This window comes from Lysinibacillus sp. NPDC056232 (assembly GCF_042267565.1).
Classification (GTDB): Bacteria; Bacillota; Bacilli; order Bacillales_A; family Planococcaceae; genus Lysinibacillus.
Window position 1 is genome coordinate 46810 of sequence record NZ_JBHJTF010000028.1, and the last position, 16042, is coordinate 62851.

Annotated in this window: 21 protein-coding genes and 1 riboswitch; of the genes, 1 reads left to right on the top strand and 20 read right to left on the bottom strand. The window is 36.5% G+C overall.

The window, feature by feature from the left end; genetic code table 11:
* Positions 1–34: 34 nt before the first annotated feature.
* From ACFCYJ_RS18920 to ACFCYJ_RS19015, 20 genes are all read right to left on the bottom strand, one after another.
* Complete coding sequence (locus ACFCYJ_RS18920) at positions 35–460, bottom strand: membrane-associated protease 1 (protein WP_376075824.1); 426 nt, start codon at positions 458–460, stop codon at positions 35–37.
* A gap of 232 nt (positions 461–692) precedes the next feature.
* On the bottom strand, positions 693–2861 hold the full coding sequence (locus ACFCYJ_RS18925; protein WP_376075825.1) for a transcriptional regulator: 2169 nt from the start codon (positions 2859–2861) through the stop codon (positions 693–695).
* A gap of 461 nt (positions 2862–3322) precedes the next feature.
* Positions 3323–4249 carry a serine/threonine-protein kinase gene (locus ACFCYJ_RS18930; RefSeq protein WP_376075827.1) on the bottom strand — a complete coding sequence of 309 codons (927 nt, stop codon included), beginning with the start codon at positions 4247–4249 and terminating at the stop codon, positions 3323–3325.
* A gap of 148 nt (positions 4250–4397) precedes the next feature.
* Positions 4398–4682, bottom strand: a complete 285-nt coding sequence (locus ACFCYJ_RS18935) for a hypothetical protein (RefSeq protein ID WP_376075829.1) — start codon at positions 4680–4682, stop codon at positions 4398–4400.
* Between the two features lie 99 nt (positions 4683–4781).
* Positions 4782–4970, bottom strand: a complete 189-nt coding sequence (locus ACFCYJ_RS18940) for a hypothetical protein (protein ID WP_376075830.1) — start codon at positions 4968–4970, stop codon at positions 4782–4784.
* Positions 4967–5194, bottom strand: a complete 228-nt coding sequence (locus ACFCYJ_RS18945; protein WP_376075832.1) for a hypothetical protein — start codon at positions 5192–5194, stop codon at positions 4967–4969. Before ACFCYJ_RS18945 ends, ACFCYJ_RS18940 begins: the two co-directional genes overlap by 4 nt.
* Before the next feature lie 64 nt (positions 5195–5258).
* The gene (gene gcvPB, locus ACFCYJ_RS18950) at positions 5259–6722 is read right to left on the bottom strand and encodes an aminomethyl-transferring glycine dehydrogenase subunit GcvPB (RefSeq protein WP_376075833.1); all 1464 of its coding nucleotides are present in this window, start codon (positions 6720–6722) and stop codon (positions 5259–5261) included.
* Entirely contained in the window at positions 6715–8061 is a 1347-nt protein-coding gene (gene gcvPA, locus ACFCYJ_RS18955; RefSeq protein WP_376075835.1) for an aminomethyl-transferring glycine dehydrogenase subunit GcvPA, read from the bottom strand. Before gcvPA ends, gcvPB begins: the two co-directional genes overlap by 8 nt.
* A 25-nt stretch (positions 8062–8086) precedes the next feature.
* The gene (gene gcvT / locus ACFCYJ_RS18960) at positions 8087–9190 is read right to left on the bottom strand and encodes a glycine cleavage system aminomethyltransferase GcvT (protein WP_376075837.1); all 1104 of its coding nucleotides are present in this window, start codon (positions 9188–9190) and stop codon (positions 8087–8089) included.
* Between the two features lie 275 nt (positions 9191–9465).
* Positions 9466–9558: riboswitch (glycine riboswitch) on the bottom strand.
* A 144-nt stretch (positions 9559–9702) separates the two neighbouring features.
* Positions 9703–10218 (bottom strand): shikimate kinase, encoded by a 516-nt coding sequence (locus ACFCYJ_RS18965; RefSeq protein WP_376075839.1) that lies wholly within the window; start codon positions 10216–10218, stop codon positions 9703–9705.
* Between the two features lie 19 nt (positions 10219–10237).
* Complete coding sequence (locus ACFCYJ_RS18970) at positions 10238–10438, bottom strand: hypothetical protein (protein ID WP_376075840.1); 201 nt, start codon at positions 10436–10438, stop codon at positions 10238–10240.
* Positions 10416–10841, bottom strand: a complete 426-nt coding sequence (gene comGF / locus ACFCYJ_RS18975; protein ID WP_376075842.1) for a competence type IV pilus minor pilin ComGF — start codon at positions 10839–10841, stop codon at positions 10416–10418. Before comGF ends, ACFCYJ_RS18970 begins: the two co-directional genes overlap by 23 nt.
* Positions 10834–11151: a hypothetical protein gene (locus ACFCYJ_RS18980; protein ID WP_376075843.1), complete on the bottom strand. Its 318-nt coding sequence runs from the start codon at positions 11149–11151 to the stop codon at positions 10834–10836. Before ACFCYJ_RS18980 ends, comGF begins: the two co-directional genes overlap by 8 nt.
* The gene (comGD, locus tag ACFCYJ_RS18985; protein ID WP_376075845.1) at positions 11144–11584 is read right to left on the bottom strand and encodes a competence type IV pilus minor pilin ComGD; all 441 of its coding nucleotides are present in this window, start codon (positions 11582–11584) and stop codon (positions 11144–11146) included. Before comGD ends, ACFCYJ_RS18980 begins: the two co-directional genes overlap by 8 nt.
* Complete coding sequence (gene comGC / locus ACFCYJ_RS18990) at positions 11584–11922, bottom strand: competence type IV pilus major pilin ComGC (protein ID WP_376075847.1); 339 nt, start codon at positions 11920–11922, stop codon at positions 11584–11586. The genes comGD and comGC overlap by 1 nt, the downstream gene beginning before the upstream one ends.
* A gap of 10 nt (positions 11923–11932) precedes the next feature.
* A complete protein-coding gene (gene comGB / locus ACFCYJ_RS18995; RefSeq protein ID WP_376075849.1) occupies positions 11933–13006 on the bottom strand; it encodes a competence type IV pilus assembly protein ComGB in 1074 nt (357 codons plus the stop codon).
* Positions 12984–14003 (bottom strand): competence type IV pilus ATPase ComGA, encoded by a 1020-nt coding sequence (gene comGA, locus ACFCYJ_RS19000; RefSeq protein ID WP_376075851.1) that lies wholly within the window; start codon positions 14001–14003, stop codon positions 12984–12986. Before comGA ends, comGB begins: the two co-directional genes overlap by 23 nt.
* Positions 14004–14332: 329 nt before the next feature.
* Positions 14333–14479, bottom strand: coding sequence for a hypothetical protein (locus ACFCYJ_RS19005; RefSeq protein ID WP_376075853.1), 147 nt, complete (start codon positions 14477–14479; stop codon positions 14333–14335).
* On the bottom strand, positions 14472–14708 hold the full coding sequence (locus ACFCYJ_RS19010; RefSeq protein ID WP_376075854.1) for a hypothetical protein: 237 nt from the start codon (positions 14706–14708) through the stop codon (positions 14472–14474). The genes ACFCYJ_RS19005 and ACFCYJ_RS19010 overlap by 8 nt, the downstream gene beginning before the upstream one ends.
* Positions 14709–15025: 317 nt before the next feature.
* A complete protein-coding gene (locus ACFCYJ_RS19015; protein WP_376075856.1) occupies positions 15026–15631 on the bottom strand; it encodes a DUF6037 family protein in 606 nt (201 codons plus the stop codon).
* A gap of 317 nt (positions 15632–15948) precedes the next feature.
* Between ACFCYJ_RS19015 and ACFCYJ_RS19020 the strand changes: the two genes are divergently transcribed.
* A partial coding sequence (locus ACFCYJ_RS19020; protein WP_376075857.1) for a helix-turn-helix domain-containing protein occupies positions 15949–16042 on the top strand: 94 nt, incomplete at its 3' end.

Here is a 16042-nt window from a genome sequence, read left to right on the forward strand (position 1 = left end):
TTAGATAATATGGAGTAGCTATCAAGCAGAAATCTTAGACAGCGTAGCCGCCTTCGATTTTCGCCAAGTCTGTTTTGTCTTTCTTTTGCTTAATGAATAAGTAAAATTCACCAATACCTTCTGTGTCACCATACTTTTCTGAATAGTCAACGACGAAAGCATTTGGGAAATGAATTTTTCTTACTACTTGATCAGCTGAAACAACCTCTAAAGTTACTTTACGGTAACAGTCAGCCTTTTCAGCTGGTACTAATGACCATAATCCTAATTTCATCGTATCATCAGAATTGTCACCATCAGTTGCAGTAAGGATTTTACCTCTTATTTTTAAAGTTGCTCCTACATCTGTAGAACGTGCGTTAGAGTCATCTGGAGTATCTGTTTCATACTCAACAGCCATAATGCTGTCTAACCCTAGTTCAATTGCTTCTGATCCTTCTACTTTTAATACAAAACCCATTTTTAGTACCTCCTAATATTTGTTGAATCGTCTCAAAAAACCGCTTTAGGTGAAATGAATAACTAGTTGTATGCATTCCTCCATGCTAATGCAAATACATGATGCATTAGCATGGAGGAATATGTAATGTTTTCACCTTGCAATTTATGGAAAATTCTATTTATGTTAAAAGATTTATGAATAAATCTTATACATACGACTTAAAAAGTTTTTGAGTGTATGTGTAAACTTGTTAGGCCTTAACAGCACTGCTTGCCTTTGTAATCATGACTTCAAGATTCTTCACATTACCGTTAAACACTAAATCAATCTGACAAGTGCTTGTTTTTTCATCGATAATGTAGCCGATGTCATCTCCATCGTGAATAACGGAGTTTACATAGCCTTTATCATTAATCCATTTACTTTTTTGACTACTTGGATTATTACTAAAGAATCGAACGATATTTTCGTGTTTAAAGTCACCAGATTGGAATCGTAAAATTCTTTCAATATACGTACTAACTTGAGTTTTGTAGATTGAATCGAATCCATCTTCCTCCATCGCTAGACTTCTAGCTTTATACACTGTAATGCGTTTAATGTCTTTATCTTGAAGCTGTGCATTTTCTGAAGAGAATACAAAGCCAAAGCTTCTGCTGTTAATGGCATCTTTAATGTTATTAGTAAATCCTGAGATTTCTTTTGCCATTGTTGTAACGGCTCTTAGTGAGTTATCACCAGCTTCAATATCGAAGCGTACACCAGGATAATTTCTCTGAACGTTTCTGAAAGAGTCTTTCAAATATTCTGGACATTGATAAGCAGAGACAATACCTGCCGCTACATAGCTAGCACCAACATAAACGCCCTCTATCCAAAGCTTTAAAATATCCTCTTTTTCTTTAGATAATCGCGCTCCATTTTCTGTTGTCTGCATTCTTGTATCAATGATTACACCTGATTTATCTTTAGGAATAATAGTGAAGTTCGGTAAACACGGTATAGCAAACTCACTATAATCTTTTCTAATAAGCACTGAGCATTTATCGATCAGGCGATCAATACCTGCAGTAGCAATTCCATTGAATGTCGTTTCTTCTTCTGCCATGAAGTTGAAGAAAATTTGTATTTTATAATCTTTCACAGTATCAAGAAGGATGGATAACGATTCCATTGTATTGCCATCTTGCTTCGCAACTTTATCGTTCCCTTTAAATCTAGCTCTGCTTACTTTCATTTTTCCGGAAGCTTCTAGTTCTAGTGCAGGGACAATTCCGTACCATACCGTATCTGTAAAGTCATTTTTGGAGTTAACAGTATTTAAATACGTGCGTAATCGTGGTAGATTATTACTTTTAACGAGCATATCTAACTTTGTGTTCGTTACAAGTAACGAGGGCTGCATACCTTTGTTTTTAGTTGCATACTGATCAAAGTACATTTTTACGCCTAATAGTTTTTCAACTAATGGCTTCACTGTTTTTACAAATTCATCCTTAGCATCCTTATAGAATTCTAAGTATGTATTGTAGTTTTGTACCTCTGTCTCTACATCAAATTCAGCTCTCACGGCTGGCAATGGAGAGAAGGTTCTTACGACTAAATCTTTGACATAAGAGGATGGTGATTCTGTAATCGCCTCATAGTCCTCTTCAAAAACTGTGCTTAAACCATAGTTACTATTTTCTTCAATAACCATCAGTTCAGAGCTATTATTTTGTGGTGCCTCAATGATTTTTAATTCACCATTGTCACCAATTGAAAGCGTCCCAATTTGTAATTTTTCGGATTCATCTTCATCCTGATTAGCACCTAACAATAGTCTCGTTTTAATATCTTCAATTGCTAAAGGAAGCATCGCCATGACATTGTTGTAATTTCTACTTGCCACTTCAAACATCAGGTTTAGCTTGTCCCCTGTATCCAATTTTTTTGGATCGCCTTCATCTAATTTGTCATATTCACCGTATAGGTAATGGATTTCTTTTCGGACTTGTCGAATGTCGTCCATAACCTTTTTAGGAGAGATCATGTCGAGCAAATTTTCAAACTTAAAATCAACATTCGCAATGCCCTGACTTCTTTTCGTATCAATGAGGGTAAATAACATCTTTAAAAAATCATTATTTTGATCAATTGCTATTTCAGAAATACAGTCATCTTGAATTCCTTCTGGTTTCTTTAATGTATACATAACCTTTTGGTTAGCAGCATTGTAGAATGAATAAACCGTTGGAGAAAACTTATCTAAAAACTCGTCGAAGCTTTTGACAAGAAGATTTTCATTGATTTCTTTGATTTTTTCATCACTAAGACTGTCAATCCCTTTTACATCTCCAACAAGCGTAATTAAATCCATTTTTTCCGGATTTATTTCCTCAAAGAGCATGGTTCTGTTTGTTTGACTAATAATCTCCATTCAGTCGGCCGTATAGTTATACAGCCATCCCTCCTTTTTGTAACGAATTTCGAGTAAGCATAATCACAAGTGAGAAGTAAATAGAAATTAACTATTAAGTTATAAAATGGTAACGAAAGATAAAAAATTTACAGTTACTATAACTAAAATTGTATTTTAAGCTTCTTACTTCTACATCACTGATGACATTATGTATCACAAAAGTAACTATACAACATCCAATTTTATTGTCAATATTTTCATTAGAATATTCTGGCAAATAATATGTATGCAACTGGGTGAATGGTAAAAAATATACATTAATATATTTGTGCTATTTTAATCAAAAATGCGTATGCATTCATTCTTTTTTATTAAAAAAGCAACTTATGGGGTATTTTTCATACCCCATAAGTTGCTTCGTAAGCTCTTACCTTTAACTGTAAAATGATAACATAGAATCACTTTACCTAAATTTTTGGTCATTTAGAATTATTTTCCTTAAAATAGTTCGTTATCCTATTGACAATACCTTCAATAGTAATTACCAATTTCATATATTTTAGTGAAGAGCAGCGTTTCTTTGCTTGCACTGCCAGCCCCCACATGATGGTTTTGGATAAAAGAATACTCACCTTTTTATTATACGTTCTTACATCTCCAATTTTATCCTCTATTAACCGCTGCGATACATCAGGTGAAATAACATTTGTCAAAGAAAAATAAAATGTTGCTGCTAAACTATAAATATCCGTATAGACACCTTGCTCAGAAATAGTTGAATATTGCTCAAGAGGGGAATATCCTGAACTCGTAAATATTTGATAATCTTCAGCAGTTTTATAATAAATTGCGGAACCAAAATCTAGTAGATATGGATTACCTTCAGAATCTATCATAATATTATTTGGTTTAATGTCACGATGGAGTATGCCTTTTTTATGTAAATAGCTTAAAGCATCAATTAGAGGGAGGAATACACCTGTGTACAAATGGTCCCTATTATTAATAGGATAATCTATTAAATATTGATCTAATAAAGTTCCTTCATAATACTCCATAATGATATAAATCGATTCATTTTCCTCAAAATGGTCAATATATTTGACGATATTGTGATGATTTATTTGCTGCAAAATTAATGCTTCATTTAGAAAAATAGCTTTTAAATCCTCGAATTTCTGCTTTGTTGAAGGCAAACGATTAATAACTGTTTTATTATCTAAATCCCGCAAAGCAATGTCATTGGGAAAGAACTCCTTAATAATTAGCTGATTTCCATCATTGATATTCTCCGCCATATAAACAAAGGACAACTTACTAGTTGCAAGTACTTCTATTATTTTATATGTATCGTTCAACACACTGTTTGCCGGTAAGCTCAATTCAATTTGAGTCGTCGCTTGCATTTTTGATCTATCATCCCTTTCAACACATAAACTACGAACAATCTGTTACATATTCAACGCGAAATATGTAATTGTTTTAACTAAAATACAAATTAATGTAAGTATATCAATATACACCCTTATATTAAATAGTTATCTTATAGTAGTTCTACATGGAATGGTGGGGATAGGCACAATGTGGGGTGGGGTTGCTTATTTTTCCTGACATTTTGCTAGTCCTATCTGGCACTTTGATGGTTCTATCCATCATTTTGTTTTCTTTCCGTCGCTTCTGCTCTTCCTTCCGTCGCTTGGACCTTACCTTCCGTCGCTCTGCCTTCTTTCCGTCACCTTGGCTCTTCTTTCCGTCGCTTTCGACTTTCTTTCCGTCGATTGGACCTTTCCTTCCGTCGCTTCGGTTCTTCCTTCCGTCGCTCTGTTTTCTTTCCGTCACCTTGGCTCTTCTTTCCGTCGCTTTCGACTTTCTTTCCGTCGATTGGACCTTTCCTTCCGTCGCTTCGGTTCTTCCTTCCGTCGCTCTGTTTTCTTTCCGTCACCTTGGCTCTTCCTTCCGTCGCTTTCGACTTTCCTTCCGTCGCTTCTGCTCTTCCTTCCGTCGCTCTGCCTTCTTTCCGTCACCTTGGCTCTTCTTTCCGTCGCTTTCGACTTTCTTTCCGTCGCTTGGACCTTTCCTTCCGTCGCTTCGGTTCTTCCTTCCGTCGCTCTGTTTTCTTTCCGTCACCTTGGCTCTTCCTTCCGTCGCTTTCGACTTTCTTTCCGTCGCTTGGACCTTTCCTTCCGTCGCTTCTGCTCTTCCTTCCGTCGCCCTGCCTTCTTTCCGTCACCTTGGCTCTTCCTTCCGTCACTTTCGACTTTTTTTCCGTCGCTTGGACCTTTCCTTCCGTCGCTTCGGTTCTTCCTTCCGTCGCTCTGTTTTCTTTCCGTCACATTGCTAATGTCTATCAAAAAAGAATAAAAAAAAAGCGTCCAATAAGTATCTAAATACTTATCGGATGCCTTATACAATTAATTATGCTTTTTGGTAACGTAGCACAGGTGTACGAGCAGCACGTGTTTCGTCTAGACGAGTTACGACTGTTGTATGTGGTGCTTCTTGTACGATTGATGGGTTTTCTTCTGTTTCTTTTGCAATTTGAATCATCACATCGCAGAATGCATCTAATGTTTCTTTAGATTCTGTTTCTGTTGGCTCAATCATTAATGCCTCTTCCACATTTAATGGGAAGTAAGTTGTTGGTGGATGATAGCCAAAGTCTAACAGACGTTTTGCAATGTCTAAAGTACGAACGCCAAGTTTCTTTTGACGACGACCTGATAATACAAATTCATGCTTACAATGACGGTTATATGGTAGATCGTAGAATGGCTCTAGGCGACGCATCATATAGTTTGCGTTTAGTACAGCGTATTCTGTTACTGCTTTTAAGCCATCTGGACCCATTGTACGGATATAAGTGTATGCACGTACGTTGATACCAAAGTTACCATAGTAAGGTTTAACACGTCCGATTGATTGTGGACGCTCGTAATCGAAGTGATATGTTCCTTCCTCTGTTCTTACTAAAACTGGTTTTGGAAGGAATGGTATTAAATCTGCTTTTACTCCTACTGGACCTGAACCTGGGCCACCGCCACCGTGAGGACCTGTAAATGTTTTGTGTAAATTTAAGTGTACGCAGTCAAAGCCCATATCACCAGGACGTGCTTTACTCATAACTGCGTTTAAGTTTGCACCGTCATAGTATACTTTACCGCCAACAGAGTGAATAAGCTCTGCCATTTCGATAATGTTTTCTTCAAATAGACCAAGTGTATTTGGATTTGTTAGCATTAATGCAGCTGTATCAGAACCAACTACTTTGCGCAAATCTTCAATATCTACTAAGCCATTTTCATCTGATTTAACAGTGATAGTTTCAAAGCCTGCAACCGTTGCCGATGCTGGGTTTGTACCGTGAGCAGAGTCAGGAACGATAACTTTATTACGATGACCTTCACCGTTTGCCTCATGGAAGGCACGAATCATCATTAATGCTGTCCATTCACCATGAGCACCTGCTGCAGGTTGTAATGTCACTTCATCCATACCTGTAATTTCAACTAATGAAGTTTGTAGATCATAAAGAAGCTCCATCGCACCTTGAACTGTTGATTCATCCTGTAATGGGTGAACATTTGCAAAACCAGAAATTCGTGCAACAGCCTCGTTAATTTTAGGATTATATTTCATCGTACAAGAACCAAGAGGGTAGAAGCCAGAGTCTACACCATGGTTTCGACGAGAAAGTGCTGTATAATGACGCATAATATCAAGCTCAGATACTTCTGGTAATTCCGCTGCCTCAGCGCGTACTAAGTTTGCAGGAAGTAAATCTGCAAGATCAATCTCAGGTACATCAAGTGCTTCTAAGTTGTAGCCTACGCGACCTTCTTTGGAAATTTCAAAAATGAGTGATTGATTTTCGTTATGCATTAAGAGCCCCCATTTCTGCAACAAGTGCATCAATTTCTTCCTTCGTGCGTAATTCTGTTACTGCGATTAGCACGTGATTTTTTAGAGAGTCATATGTTTGACCTAAAGGATATCCACCGATGATCCCTTTATCAATTAAGCTTTTATTAATTTCTTTCACACATTTATTTGTCTTCACAACGATTTCGTTAAAGTGAGCACCTTGGAATGCTACTGTGAAGCCTGCCGCTTCAAAGGCATTTTTAGCATAGCGAGTTTTCGCGATATTTTGCGTAGCCATTTCACGAACGCCTTCTTTACCTAGAGCAGTCATTGCTACAGAAGCAGCAAGTGCAAGAAGCGCTTGGTTCGAACAAATATTAGACGTTGCTTTATCACGACGGATATGTTGTTCACGTGCTTGTAATGTTAAAACATAACCACGACGACCTTCACCATCTACTGTTTCACCAACAAGACGACCAGGAACTTTACGCATTAGCTTCGTTGTTACTGCAAAGAAACCACAGTGTGGACCACCGAATGCTTCAGAAATACCGAAGACCTGTGCATCCCCTACACAAATATCAGCCCCTAGCTCACCAGGTGGTGTTAAAATTCCTAGTGCAAGTGGGTTTGAAGATACAACAAATAAACTTTTTGCCTCATGCGCAATATCACCAATTACTTGTAAGTCCTCTATTTGACCAAAGAAGTTTGGATATTGTGCAATAACAGCTGCCGTATTGTCATCCATTAATTCCTTTAAAGCTTCTACATCTGTCACACCATCTTTTTGTGGAACAGTAACAATTTCAATGGATTGACCATATGCATATGTAGCAACGACATCACGATACTCAGGATGAACAGTTTCAGATACTAAAATTTTCTTACGACGTGTATGGCCAGCTGCAAGCATACCCGCTTCAGCTAATGCTGTTCCTCCATCGTACATAGAAGAGTTTGCAAGATCCATACCTGTAAGCTCTGCAATCATCGTTTGGAATTCAAAAATTGCTTGTAATTCCCCTTGTGAAATTTCCGGTTGATATGGAGTATACGCTGTGTAAAACTCTGAACGAGAAATAACATGGTCCACGATAACCGGTTTATAGTGGTTGTATACGCCTGCACCTAAAAACGATACGTTAGCATTTGTATCTTTATTTTTCGCAGCCATTGCCGTTAATTCTTTTAATAAAGCTGATTCAGATTTCGCTTCTTTAATATCATATAGGCCTTTAAAACGTACTTTTTCTGGAATATCCCCAAATAACTCATCAACTGAGGATACACCGATTACGTCTAACATTTCTTGTTTATCTTGCTCCGTCATAGGTAAATAACGATGTTTCATAAATGTAGGTCCCTCTTTTCAAATATTATTTTGAACGTTTGTAAAACGGTGTTTCAACTGTTACTACCTTTAAGTGCTTACCACGGATTTCGATTTCCAATTCAGTTCCGATAGTTGCGAATTGGCTGTCAATTAATGCGTGACCAACATTACGTTTAGAAGAAGGAAGCTGTGTACCTGTTGTCACTTCACCGATTTCCTGACCATCCTTCAACACTTTATAGCCATGACGAGGAATTCCTTTATCAATCATTTCAATGCCAACAATTTTACGTGACAGCCCATTTTCTTTTTGTGCCACTAATGCATCATGACCATTAAAATCCTCTTTATTTAACTTCACAGCAAAACCAATACCAGCCTCAAGGGGTGAAATTGTCGCTGATAGCTCTTGCCCGTATAATGGAAGACCTGCTTCAAAACGAAGTGTATCTCGGCAGCCTAAACCTGCAGGAACTACACCTTTGTCTTTTCCAGCCTCTAGGATTTTACTCCATAATGCTTTAATATCTTCTGGAGAGCCGTATAGTTCAAAACCATCTTCTCCGGTGTAACCACTACGAGATACTAACGTTTTATGACCAGCAACTTCAACATCTGCTTGGAAACGGAAATATTTAATCGTTTGTAAATCAGTATCTGTTAATGTTTGAAGAACTTCTTCTGCTAATGGACCTTGAAGGGCAATTTGTGCATAAGCCTCTGATTGGTTGTCGATCGTCACATCATATTGATGTTGATTTTCCATCATCCACTCATAATCTTTTTCAATATTTGACGCGTTCACGCATAGTAAATAATGATTGTCTGCTAATTTATACGTTAATAAATCATCGACAACACCACCATCTTCATAGCACATTGCATTATATTGCGCTTGACCTACTGCAATTTTGGAAATATCATTTGTCAAAAGATTTTGTAAAAACTCTAGTGAATTAGGTCCAGTTACTAAAATCTCCCCCATATGTGATACATCAAATAAGCCAGCACGATTACGTACTGCATCATGCTCTTCTTTAATAGAAGAGAATTGCACTGGTAATTCCCATCCACCGAAGTCAATTGTTTTTCCGCCATGTGTTGCATATTCTTCAAATAGAGGTGTACGTTGTAATTCGTTCGTCATTGTTTTTGCCCCCTTATTGTTCGTTACATTTTTACTGATAGTAGTTCGTCTGTTTTTTTATTTGTACAGTCATGCTTTCCCTGTTTGTTCATCAAAAAGAGGAACTAACAACATTAGGTAAAACATTTAGACATTAAAAAAGACAGACGAACCCCTTTTCGGGATTCTCTGTCCTTGCACCTGAAAGTTACACCAGACTGGCTCGCATACCTACAATGCCAATCAGCCGGCTTTCCCCTTTGGTGGCTGTTGTACTACAGCTCTCTCCAGAGTTGCGTCTTATACGAGTCCTTTTACCTGAGAGATTCATAACTTTTTGTTACTTGCTCCTTCGGTGACGTCTACACGTGCTCTCCCCGTACAGTCATCCGCCCAAGTTTCAACTTGGTACTATTTAGTATTCAATGAACATTAAGTAACTTATTTGTCTATATCCTAACATTAATTGCAATGAAAAGGCAATCATTTTTTAATTTATATTAAAACACGAACGTTTAAATCACTACAATGCATCATAGTTCGCCTTTTAACCTTTTAACTTGGAATGCTAAATACTCAAGAATTTGGCGGATTGTTCTCCCCTCTGTTAACACTTGAATATGTCCTACTTCACGATAGAACTTTCTTCTGTAATGATACAGCTGCTCTAACTCCTCTTTCGTCGAGCTCTGTACAATCGGTCTGTTCGGATCATGCTGTATTCGTTTGTAAATATCTTCGAATGTCGCATCTAAAAAAAACACGAGTCCACTGCGCCTCATTATTTTTCGATTTTCAGCATTGATTGCAACTCCACCACCAGTTGAAATAATACAAGCTTCGTCTCGGAAATTTTTCAAAAATTCTGTTTCTATTTCTCGAAAACGTGCTTCTCCATATTTTTCAAATATCTGTGGAATTGTCATACCCTGCTGCCTAACAATCTCATGATCCATATCATAATATGGCATCTTTAACAAATAACTTAAACGCCTTCCTAACGCACTTTTCCCGCAGCCCATAAAGCCCACTAAATATATTTTTCGCATTCGAATCACCTTCTTATAACTACGATTCTACACTGTCTGACAAAATTTGTCCTAATAAATTTACCGTAGCTCGAACATTCAGCTTTTCTAGGCCATCGTATGTTCGAAACTGAATCTCATAAGACGTACAATACGTAAGAACAAAAGTAGTTACAAAAAATAATAATGCAATTGCGATTAAAAAAATAGCCCCTCTGTCATTTTTCAATAACTGGAACATAGAAAGTTCGCTCCTTTTTGATACCACTTGGAAGTTCAACAGCTACTGTTAACATATCTTTTTCATATTGGAACTGGCATTTATTAATACCAATTAGCATTGGTACATGACCACCATTTACTTGATCACGAATAATATTGCTATAACAATCAATATGATGAATGGTATCTGCTGCCTGGAAGGTTATTCTCTTTTGATCTTTCCGAATCGTAAATGATGAAACATCATTTACATACATATTCAAATCATAAACAAAAAGCTCCCACTTTGATTGCTCATCAGATAACACCGTTATTTTCATTTCTGCAAACCAAAGCATGATGAACACAACAAGATGGGCAATAAACACAAAAACAACTAATTGAAATAACGCTTCTAATAATGTATAGCCTCGCTCATTCATCGACTTCACCTGTCAGTTGTATACATTTTTTACGTAATTCTCGGGTATTTTGAAAGCTTACGCATATCCCTTGTCCATTCAAAGACCACTGAAATTCTATATTTTCAATTGTTTTAGTGCCTTCCGTTTGCTGTAGATAGCGATATTGCTTTAAGCCTTCATAGGCCGTTTCAGCTGCAATAACTTCCAACTTCTTGTTATAAAGAGTCGTTTTCATCGTATAGCTAATTGGTATTAATGTCGTGCATAATAACATGACAATGACTACTGATAATATTGTTTCCACAAATGAATAACCAGATTCATTCAACCCTCGATCTCCCTCGTCCTAATGTAATCACAACCTTTTTATTGCCTTGAGGCGTTTTAAAATAAACAGTCCCTGGCGTCATGATGTTTCCATTATAGTTGTATATAATCGTGTAAATTGAACTCGATGCAGGCATAAACTCAACCCCTTTCGGAAAAGGGCGTTCATATAATTCTGTAAAAATATCCTTTTTAATAATGTACCTCTTTGATGAACTCTCAAACTTCATCGATATATATTCCCTTTGATGCATACTATAAGTTTGGATATATTGGATATCTAATTGAATTTGTGTGAAAAATTGCTCAAGCTCCCTAGTCTCCGCTGCTTTTAACGAATACTTAACGACAATCGCTGACAAACACATCACGATAAACAATACCATTAGCATTTCAACAAACGTATAGCCACGCTCACTTTTAATAACATCCATCAGTTACTAGAACCAGTATCGGTAGAAGTTTTCGCCAATCGTACCTCCCCATCCTTAGTTATCATAATCTCTTCTTTATTAGGGCAGGTCGTTTCATTCTTCTTCAAATAGCCTTTCTCTACCAAATCTTGAATTGTTGGATAAGCCATAAAATCTACTCGATACGCCTCTACCTGCCCTTGCACCATGCTCACATACGCTTTACAGCCCTTCTCATCGACAGTAGCAAAATGTTTTGTAACATTGGGGATTGTAATTAATATTAATATGGAAATAATCAGAAGAACAATTAACATTTCTATCAATGTAAAACCCGCTTGCTGCTTTATACGTTTCATTATTATCCTCCTATACTAGTTCAATCATGTGATATATTGGCCATAATAAACTTACATATGCGGCAACTATGCACATCGCAATAATGATAAAGAAGGTAGGCTGCACAAAAGCAAGGATTTTATGCAGTAGTTGCTCTTGCTTTTCCGTCAATAATTCGCTGTACAGTACTAGCTCTTTTCCTAAATAACCACTTTGCTCTCCATGTTCAACAAATGTCGAGAAATCCTTCTGCCAAACTGTCATCAACTTAACAGCTTGTGTTAGCGTATCACCAAAAACAACACGATCTTTTATACATCGCGCTAGATATTGTAGAAACGGTTGAAGTTGCTGCTCCTCCAAAATTTGTAGACTTGCCTGTAAAGAAAACCCACTTTGTAGCAGACTACCTAAATAAGCAGCAAATTGTCTCGTCAAAGACATTCGTATATAAAACCGAATCAAAGGAGTTTTTAAGATAATATTTAGCTGGCGAGCAATTGGACGTCGTTTGAGATAAAGGTAAAAAATCAAAATGCTACAAAACATCACTATGCCTGCGAACATTAAAGCATCGGGAAGATGCAATAATGCCTTTGACAAAGCAATGCTTGTCTCCTCTGCCCCGGCAGTTCGACTTGTCACCATTTTTTCTATATTAGGAAAAAATACGGTGCGAAATACTAAAAACAACAGCAACAAAAATAGAATGAGTACTACTGGATACAAGAGCAGCTTCATTAATTTTTTCTTCATCGTTTCACTCAAAGCCATTTGCTTTGCCACGCCTTTTAACGTCCCAATCATATGTCCATTGTTTTCTGCAACTGTAATGGCTAATAAATGCTGTTTTGGAAGTTGTAATGCTTCAAACACTCCTGAAACACCGACTCCTTGTCTCAGCTTTGCATTGATTAACTTTTGTATGTCTTCATGCGCTTCAATATGATGAGGTAATAGTATAGAAATAGCCTGCGGGAATAAATAACCTTCCTGCATTAAGACACTTAATCGACTAAAAAAATGAGCTTGCTCCCTTACTCGCCATTTTGTTGCCTTATTGTAAGCCAACAAAATGCTTTCAATAAACTTTCGTATTCGCATAGTGCTGACTCTCTATTACTTCTTTTTGACCTGCAAGTGTTAAATTATGTGGTAGCTCATAGCTAGTTTTTTGCATAATTGCTTTGATGGCCATTTGAAGATGGACATCACTTAATATTTCAAACAAAGCACGGCGTTCTTCCTGTATTTTTGGTGATTGGAATAGTGTTTGAGCAACAATGCCTACCACAGTTTGACGAAGTTCTTCTATTGATACACCCAAGTCAAGAAATCGATAAAGGCAATTTACCGAATCCTTGGCATGAATGGTAGAGACCACTAAATGACCTGTTAAAGAAGCCTCAATTGCGATTTTTGCAGTCTCTTTATCACGTATTTCCCCAATCATAATAACGTCAGGTGAGTGGCGTAAAATAGCCTTTAAACCTGCAGCATATGTAACGCCAGCTCGTTCGTTTACTTGAATCTGTAAAAGATTAGCCTGGTTATTTTCTACAGGGTCTTCTAAAGAAATGACATGACGATTTAGCTCTGTCGAACAAAAATGGATAAGAGAATACAAGGATGTGGACTTACCAGAGCCTGTTGCACCTGTGAAACATAAAAGTCCCTGTTGATATTTCACTAGTTCCATCAACATGTTCGCAGCATATTTAGAATAAGATAAGGAAGTAAGTGGGAATGCATGATTTTGTAGAAGTAGACGGATAATTAGGCTTTCTTTTAAAAATACGGAGGGAAGTGTCGAGACACGAAAGGCATATTGATCTTGTTCCATAGCTTTTTGGAAGGAGCCGCTTTGGGGTTTTCGCCGCTCGCTAATATCTAATGCCGCTGAAAATTTATAAAAGGAAATCATTCGTTCCGCAAGATCGTTTGGTAACTCACCTGCTTGGAGGAGCTTATCATATTTGCGAAAATAAATACGATATCGCACGCTTTCTGGAACTAATAATAAATCTGATGCACCGAAATGATAGGCTTTTAGTAAAAGTTGCTCACATTTTCGTTCAACAACCGTTTCAAAATTCTTCATATTCGCACCCCTCTTCTGGTTTATTCGAATATGACCGCTCTATTCGTTAGTTCCTAGTATAGATAGGAACCTGTCGCAAGAAAAGCCCTTTTCTTAAATTAAAAATTTGCTATAAAATTTCCTGCCAAACTTTTTTTTTGCGATAAAAATGTGGATAGCTTGCTAATTTCCACTAAATAAGAACATAAACTTAAAAAAATATCAAAACAGGTTAGAAACGAAGCTACATGCGCATAATAAAATAGTATCTTTTTTTCGATAATATCTTTAATTTTCATAAAAGTTTTACAATCCCTTATTAGATTCTTTAGCGTTTCATTACTAAACATTTAGAATATTTTTCGCTGATAAATAGCCGTGGTAATTCCCCATAAAATAGCATAGATATAGCTAATCGGTATTAATGTCGTGCATACTAACATGACAATGACTACTGATAAAATCGTTTCTACAAATGAATAACCAGATTCATTCAACCCTCGATCTCCCTCGTCCTAATGTAATCACAACCTTTTTAATACCTTGAGGCGTTTTAAAATAAACAGTCCCTGGCGTCATGACGTTTCCATTATAGTTGTACATAATCGTGTAAATTGAACTCGATACAGACATAAACTCAACCCCTTTCGGAAAAGGGCGTTCATATAATTCTGTAAAAATATTCTTTTTAATAATGTATCTCTTTGATGAACTCTCAAACTTCATCGAGATATGCTCCCTTTGATGCATACTATAAGTTTGTATATATTGGATATCTAAAATTTGTGTAAAAAATTTTAATGGAAAATTTTAATGGAAAATTTTAAGAATAACCAAGAATGATACTATCAAGAAATTTGGTATCATTGATTGAAATGCTAATGGTATTGTTTATCGTTATGTGTTTGTCAGCGATTGTCGTCAAGTATTCCTTAAAAGCAACGGAGACTAGGGAGCTTGAATCACAAAAAAGAGACCATTTTGGCCTCTTTTATTTTGCTCACTGTTTGTCTCGATTTTAGTTACTATGTAATTGTCCACCATTATCTATAGTAATTTTGGATTATCGTTGGATCATCTTTCTCTTTACTTGGATCAGTTGAGTAAAGGAAACTAAGTTCTTTTATGTCTCCTAATGCAATATAAAGATTTTTTCTTAATAATTGAGTTTTTTCATCATTGAATGGACTACGTCCACCAGTCTTCATTACCCCAAAACAATATTTTTTATTTGGATCTGTTGGATCACTAGATATAACATAATTTGATAATGCGGCATTTTTATCACTATCATCTTTTCTTTTTTTGTTAAAAATAGTCGGAATGTTGCTGCCAAGTGCTTTATATAAACGTTGAAGGGCATCACTTACACCGCCTTCATGGTAAGGGATGTGGAAATAATTTCTAATGTCTTTAGATTTTCTATCAAGCCCATTTACATTTGCCCACGCCTCAAATTTATCTGCTACATCTTCAACGCGTAAAAAGACTAATTTAACAAGCGCGTGTTTTGGTTTATCTTTTTGATCAAAAACTTTCACTATTACAAAATAACTTTTTCCATTATAGCTAAAATCAAAAATATCAAAATTTTCCCCTTTTGATCTCATATCATCTCTCAATGATCTCAGATTAACTAAAGCACTCATTGGCGGTCGTCCCCCATTTCTCTTGATACGTTACAAGTATAGTTTATCATGTAGGATTTCTTTGGACAAAACAAAATAAAAAGAGCCCTCTCGGACTTAAACAGTACCCTATAAGATAGACACTTTGAAAAAAGTCTATCCTATAGTTAAAAGTACCCTATAAGATAGACACTAAAAAGTTTATCTTATAGGGTACTTTTATTTATATGACGGATTGTAAGATTAAGTGCAACACCCAGAAGTCAATATAAAGGAAGCCCATAACGACCTCGTGTAGAATGTAGTTACCACACCAACATTCAAACGGAGGAATCGCTATGAGCTATACCCATCTTACCATATCAGAACGTGTAAAAATAGAAACATACCTGGAACTTGATTATTCGATTCGTAAAATAGCGAAACTCTTAA

Excerpts from the sequence above, each read along its gene's own strand:
- ACFCYJ_RS19015 (WP_376075856.1), bottom strand. The coding sequence starts at position 15,631 with ATGAGTGCTTTAGTTAATCTGAGATCATTGAGAGATGATATGAGATCA.
- comGB (WP_376075849.1), bottom strand. The coding sequence starts at position 13,006 with ATGCGAATACGAAAGTTTATTGAAAGCATTTTGTTGGCTTACAATAAG.
- ACFCYJ_RS18930 (WP_376075827.1), bottom strand. The coding sequence starts at position 4,249 with ATGCAAGCGACGACTCAAATTGAATTGAGCTTACCGGCAAACAGTGTG.
- gcvPA (WP_376075835.1), bottom strand. The coding sequence starts at position 8,061 with ATGAAACATCGTTATTTACCTATGACGGAGCAAGATAAACAAGAAATG.
- ACFCYJ_RS18925 (WP_376075825.1), bottom strand. The coding sequence starts at position 2,861 with ATGGAGATTATTAGTCAAACAAACAGAACCATGCTCTTTGAGGAAATA.
- comGD (WP_376075845.1), bottom strand. The coding sequence starts at position 11,584 with ATGGATGTTATTAAAAGTGAGCGTGGCTATACGTTTGTTGAAATGCTA.
- comGF (WP_376075842.1), bottom strand. The coding sequence starts at position 10,841 with ATGAATGAGCGAGGCTATACATTATTAGAAGCGTTATTTCAATTAGTT.
- ACFCYJ_RS19010 (WP_376075854.1), bottom strand. The coding sequence starts at position 14,708 with ATGAAGTTTGAGAGTTCATCAAAGAGATACATTATTAAAAAGAATATT.
- comGA (WP_376075851.1), bottom strand. The coding sequence starts at position 14,003 with ATGAAGAATTTTGAAACGGTTGTTGAACGAAAATGTGAGCAACTTTTA.
- comGC (WP_376075847.1), bottom strand. The coding sequence starts at position 11,922 with ATGAAACGTATAAAGCAGCAAGCGGGTTTTACATTGATAGAAATGTTA.
- ACFCYJ_RS18920 (WP_376075824.1), bottom strand. The coding sequence starts at position 460 with ATGGGTTTTGTATTAAAAGTAGAAGGATCAGAAGCAATTGAACTAGGG.
- gcvT (WP_376075837.1), bottom strand. The coding sequence starts at position 9,190 with ATGACGAACGAATTACAACGTACACCTCTATTTGAAGAATATGCAACA.
- gcvPB (WP_376075833.1), bottom strand. The coding sequence starts at position 6,722 with ATGCATAACGAAAATCAATCACTCATTTTTGAAATTTCCAAAGAAGGT.
- ACFCYJ_RS18970 (WP_376075840.1), bottom strand. The coding sequence starts at position 10,438 with ATGTTCCAGTTATTGAAAAATGACAGAGGGGCTATTTTTTTAATCGCA.
- ACFCYJ_RS18965 (WP_376075839.1), bottom strand. The coding sequence starts at position 10,218 with ATGCGAAAAATATATTTAGTGGGCTTTATGGGCTGCGGGAAAAGTGCG.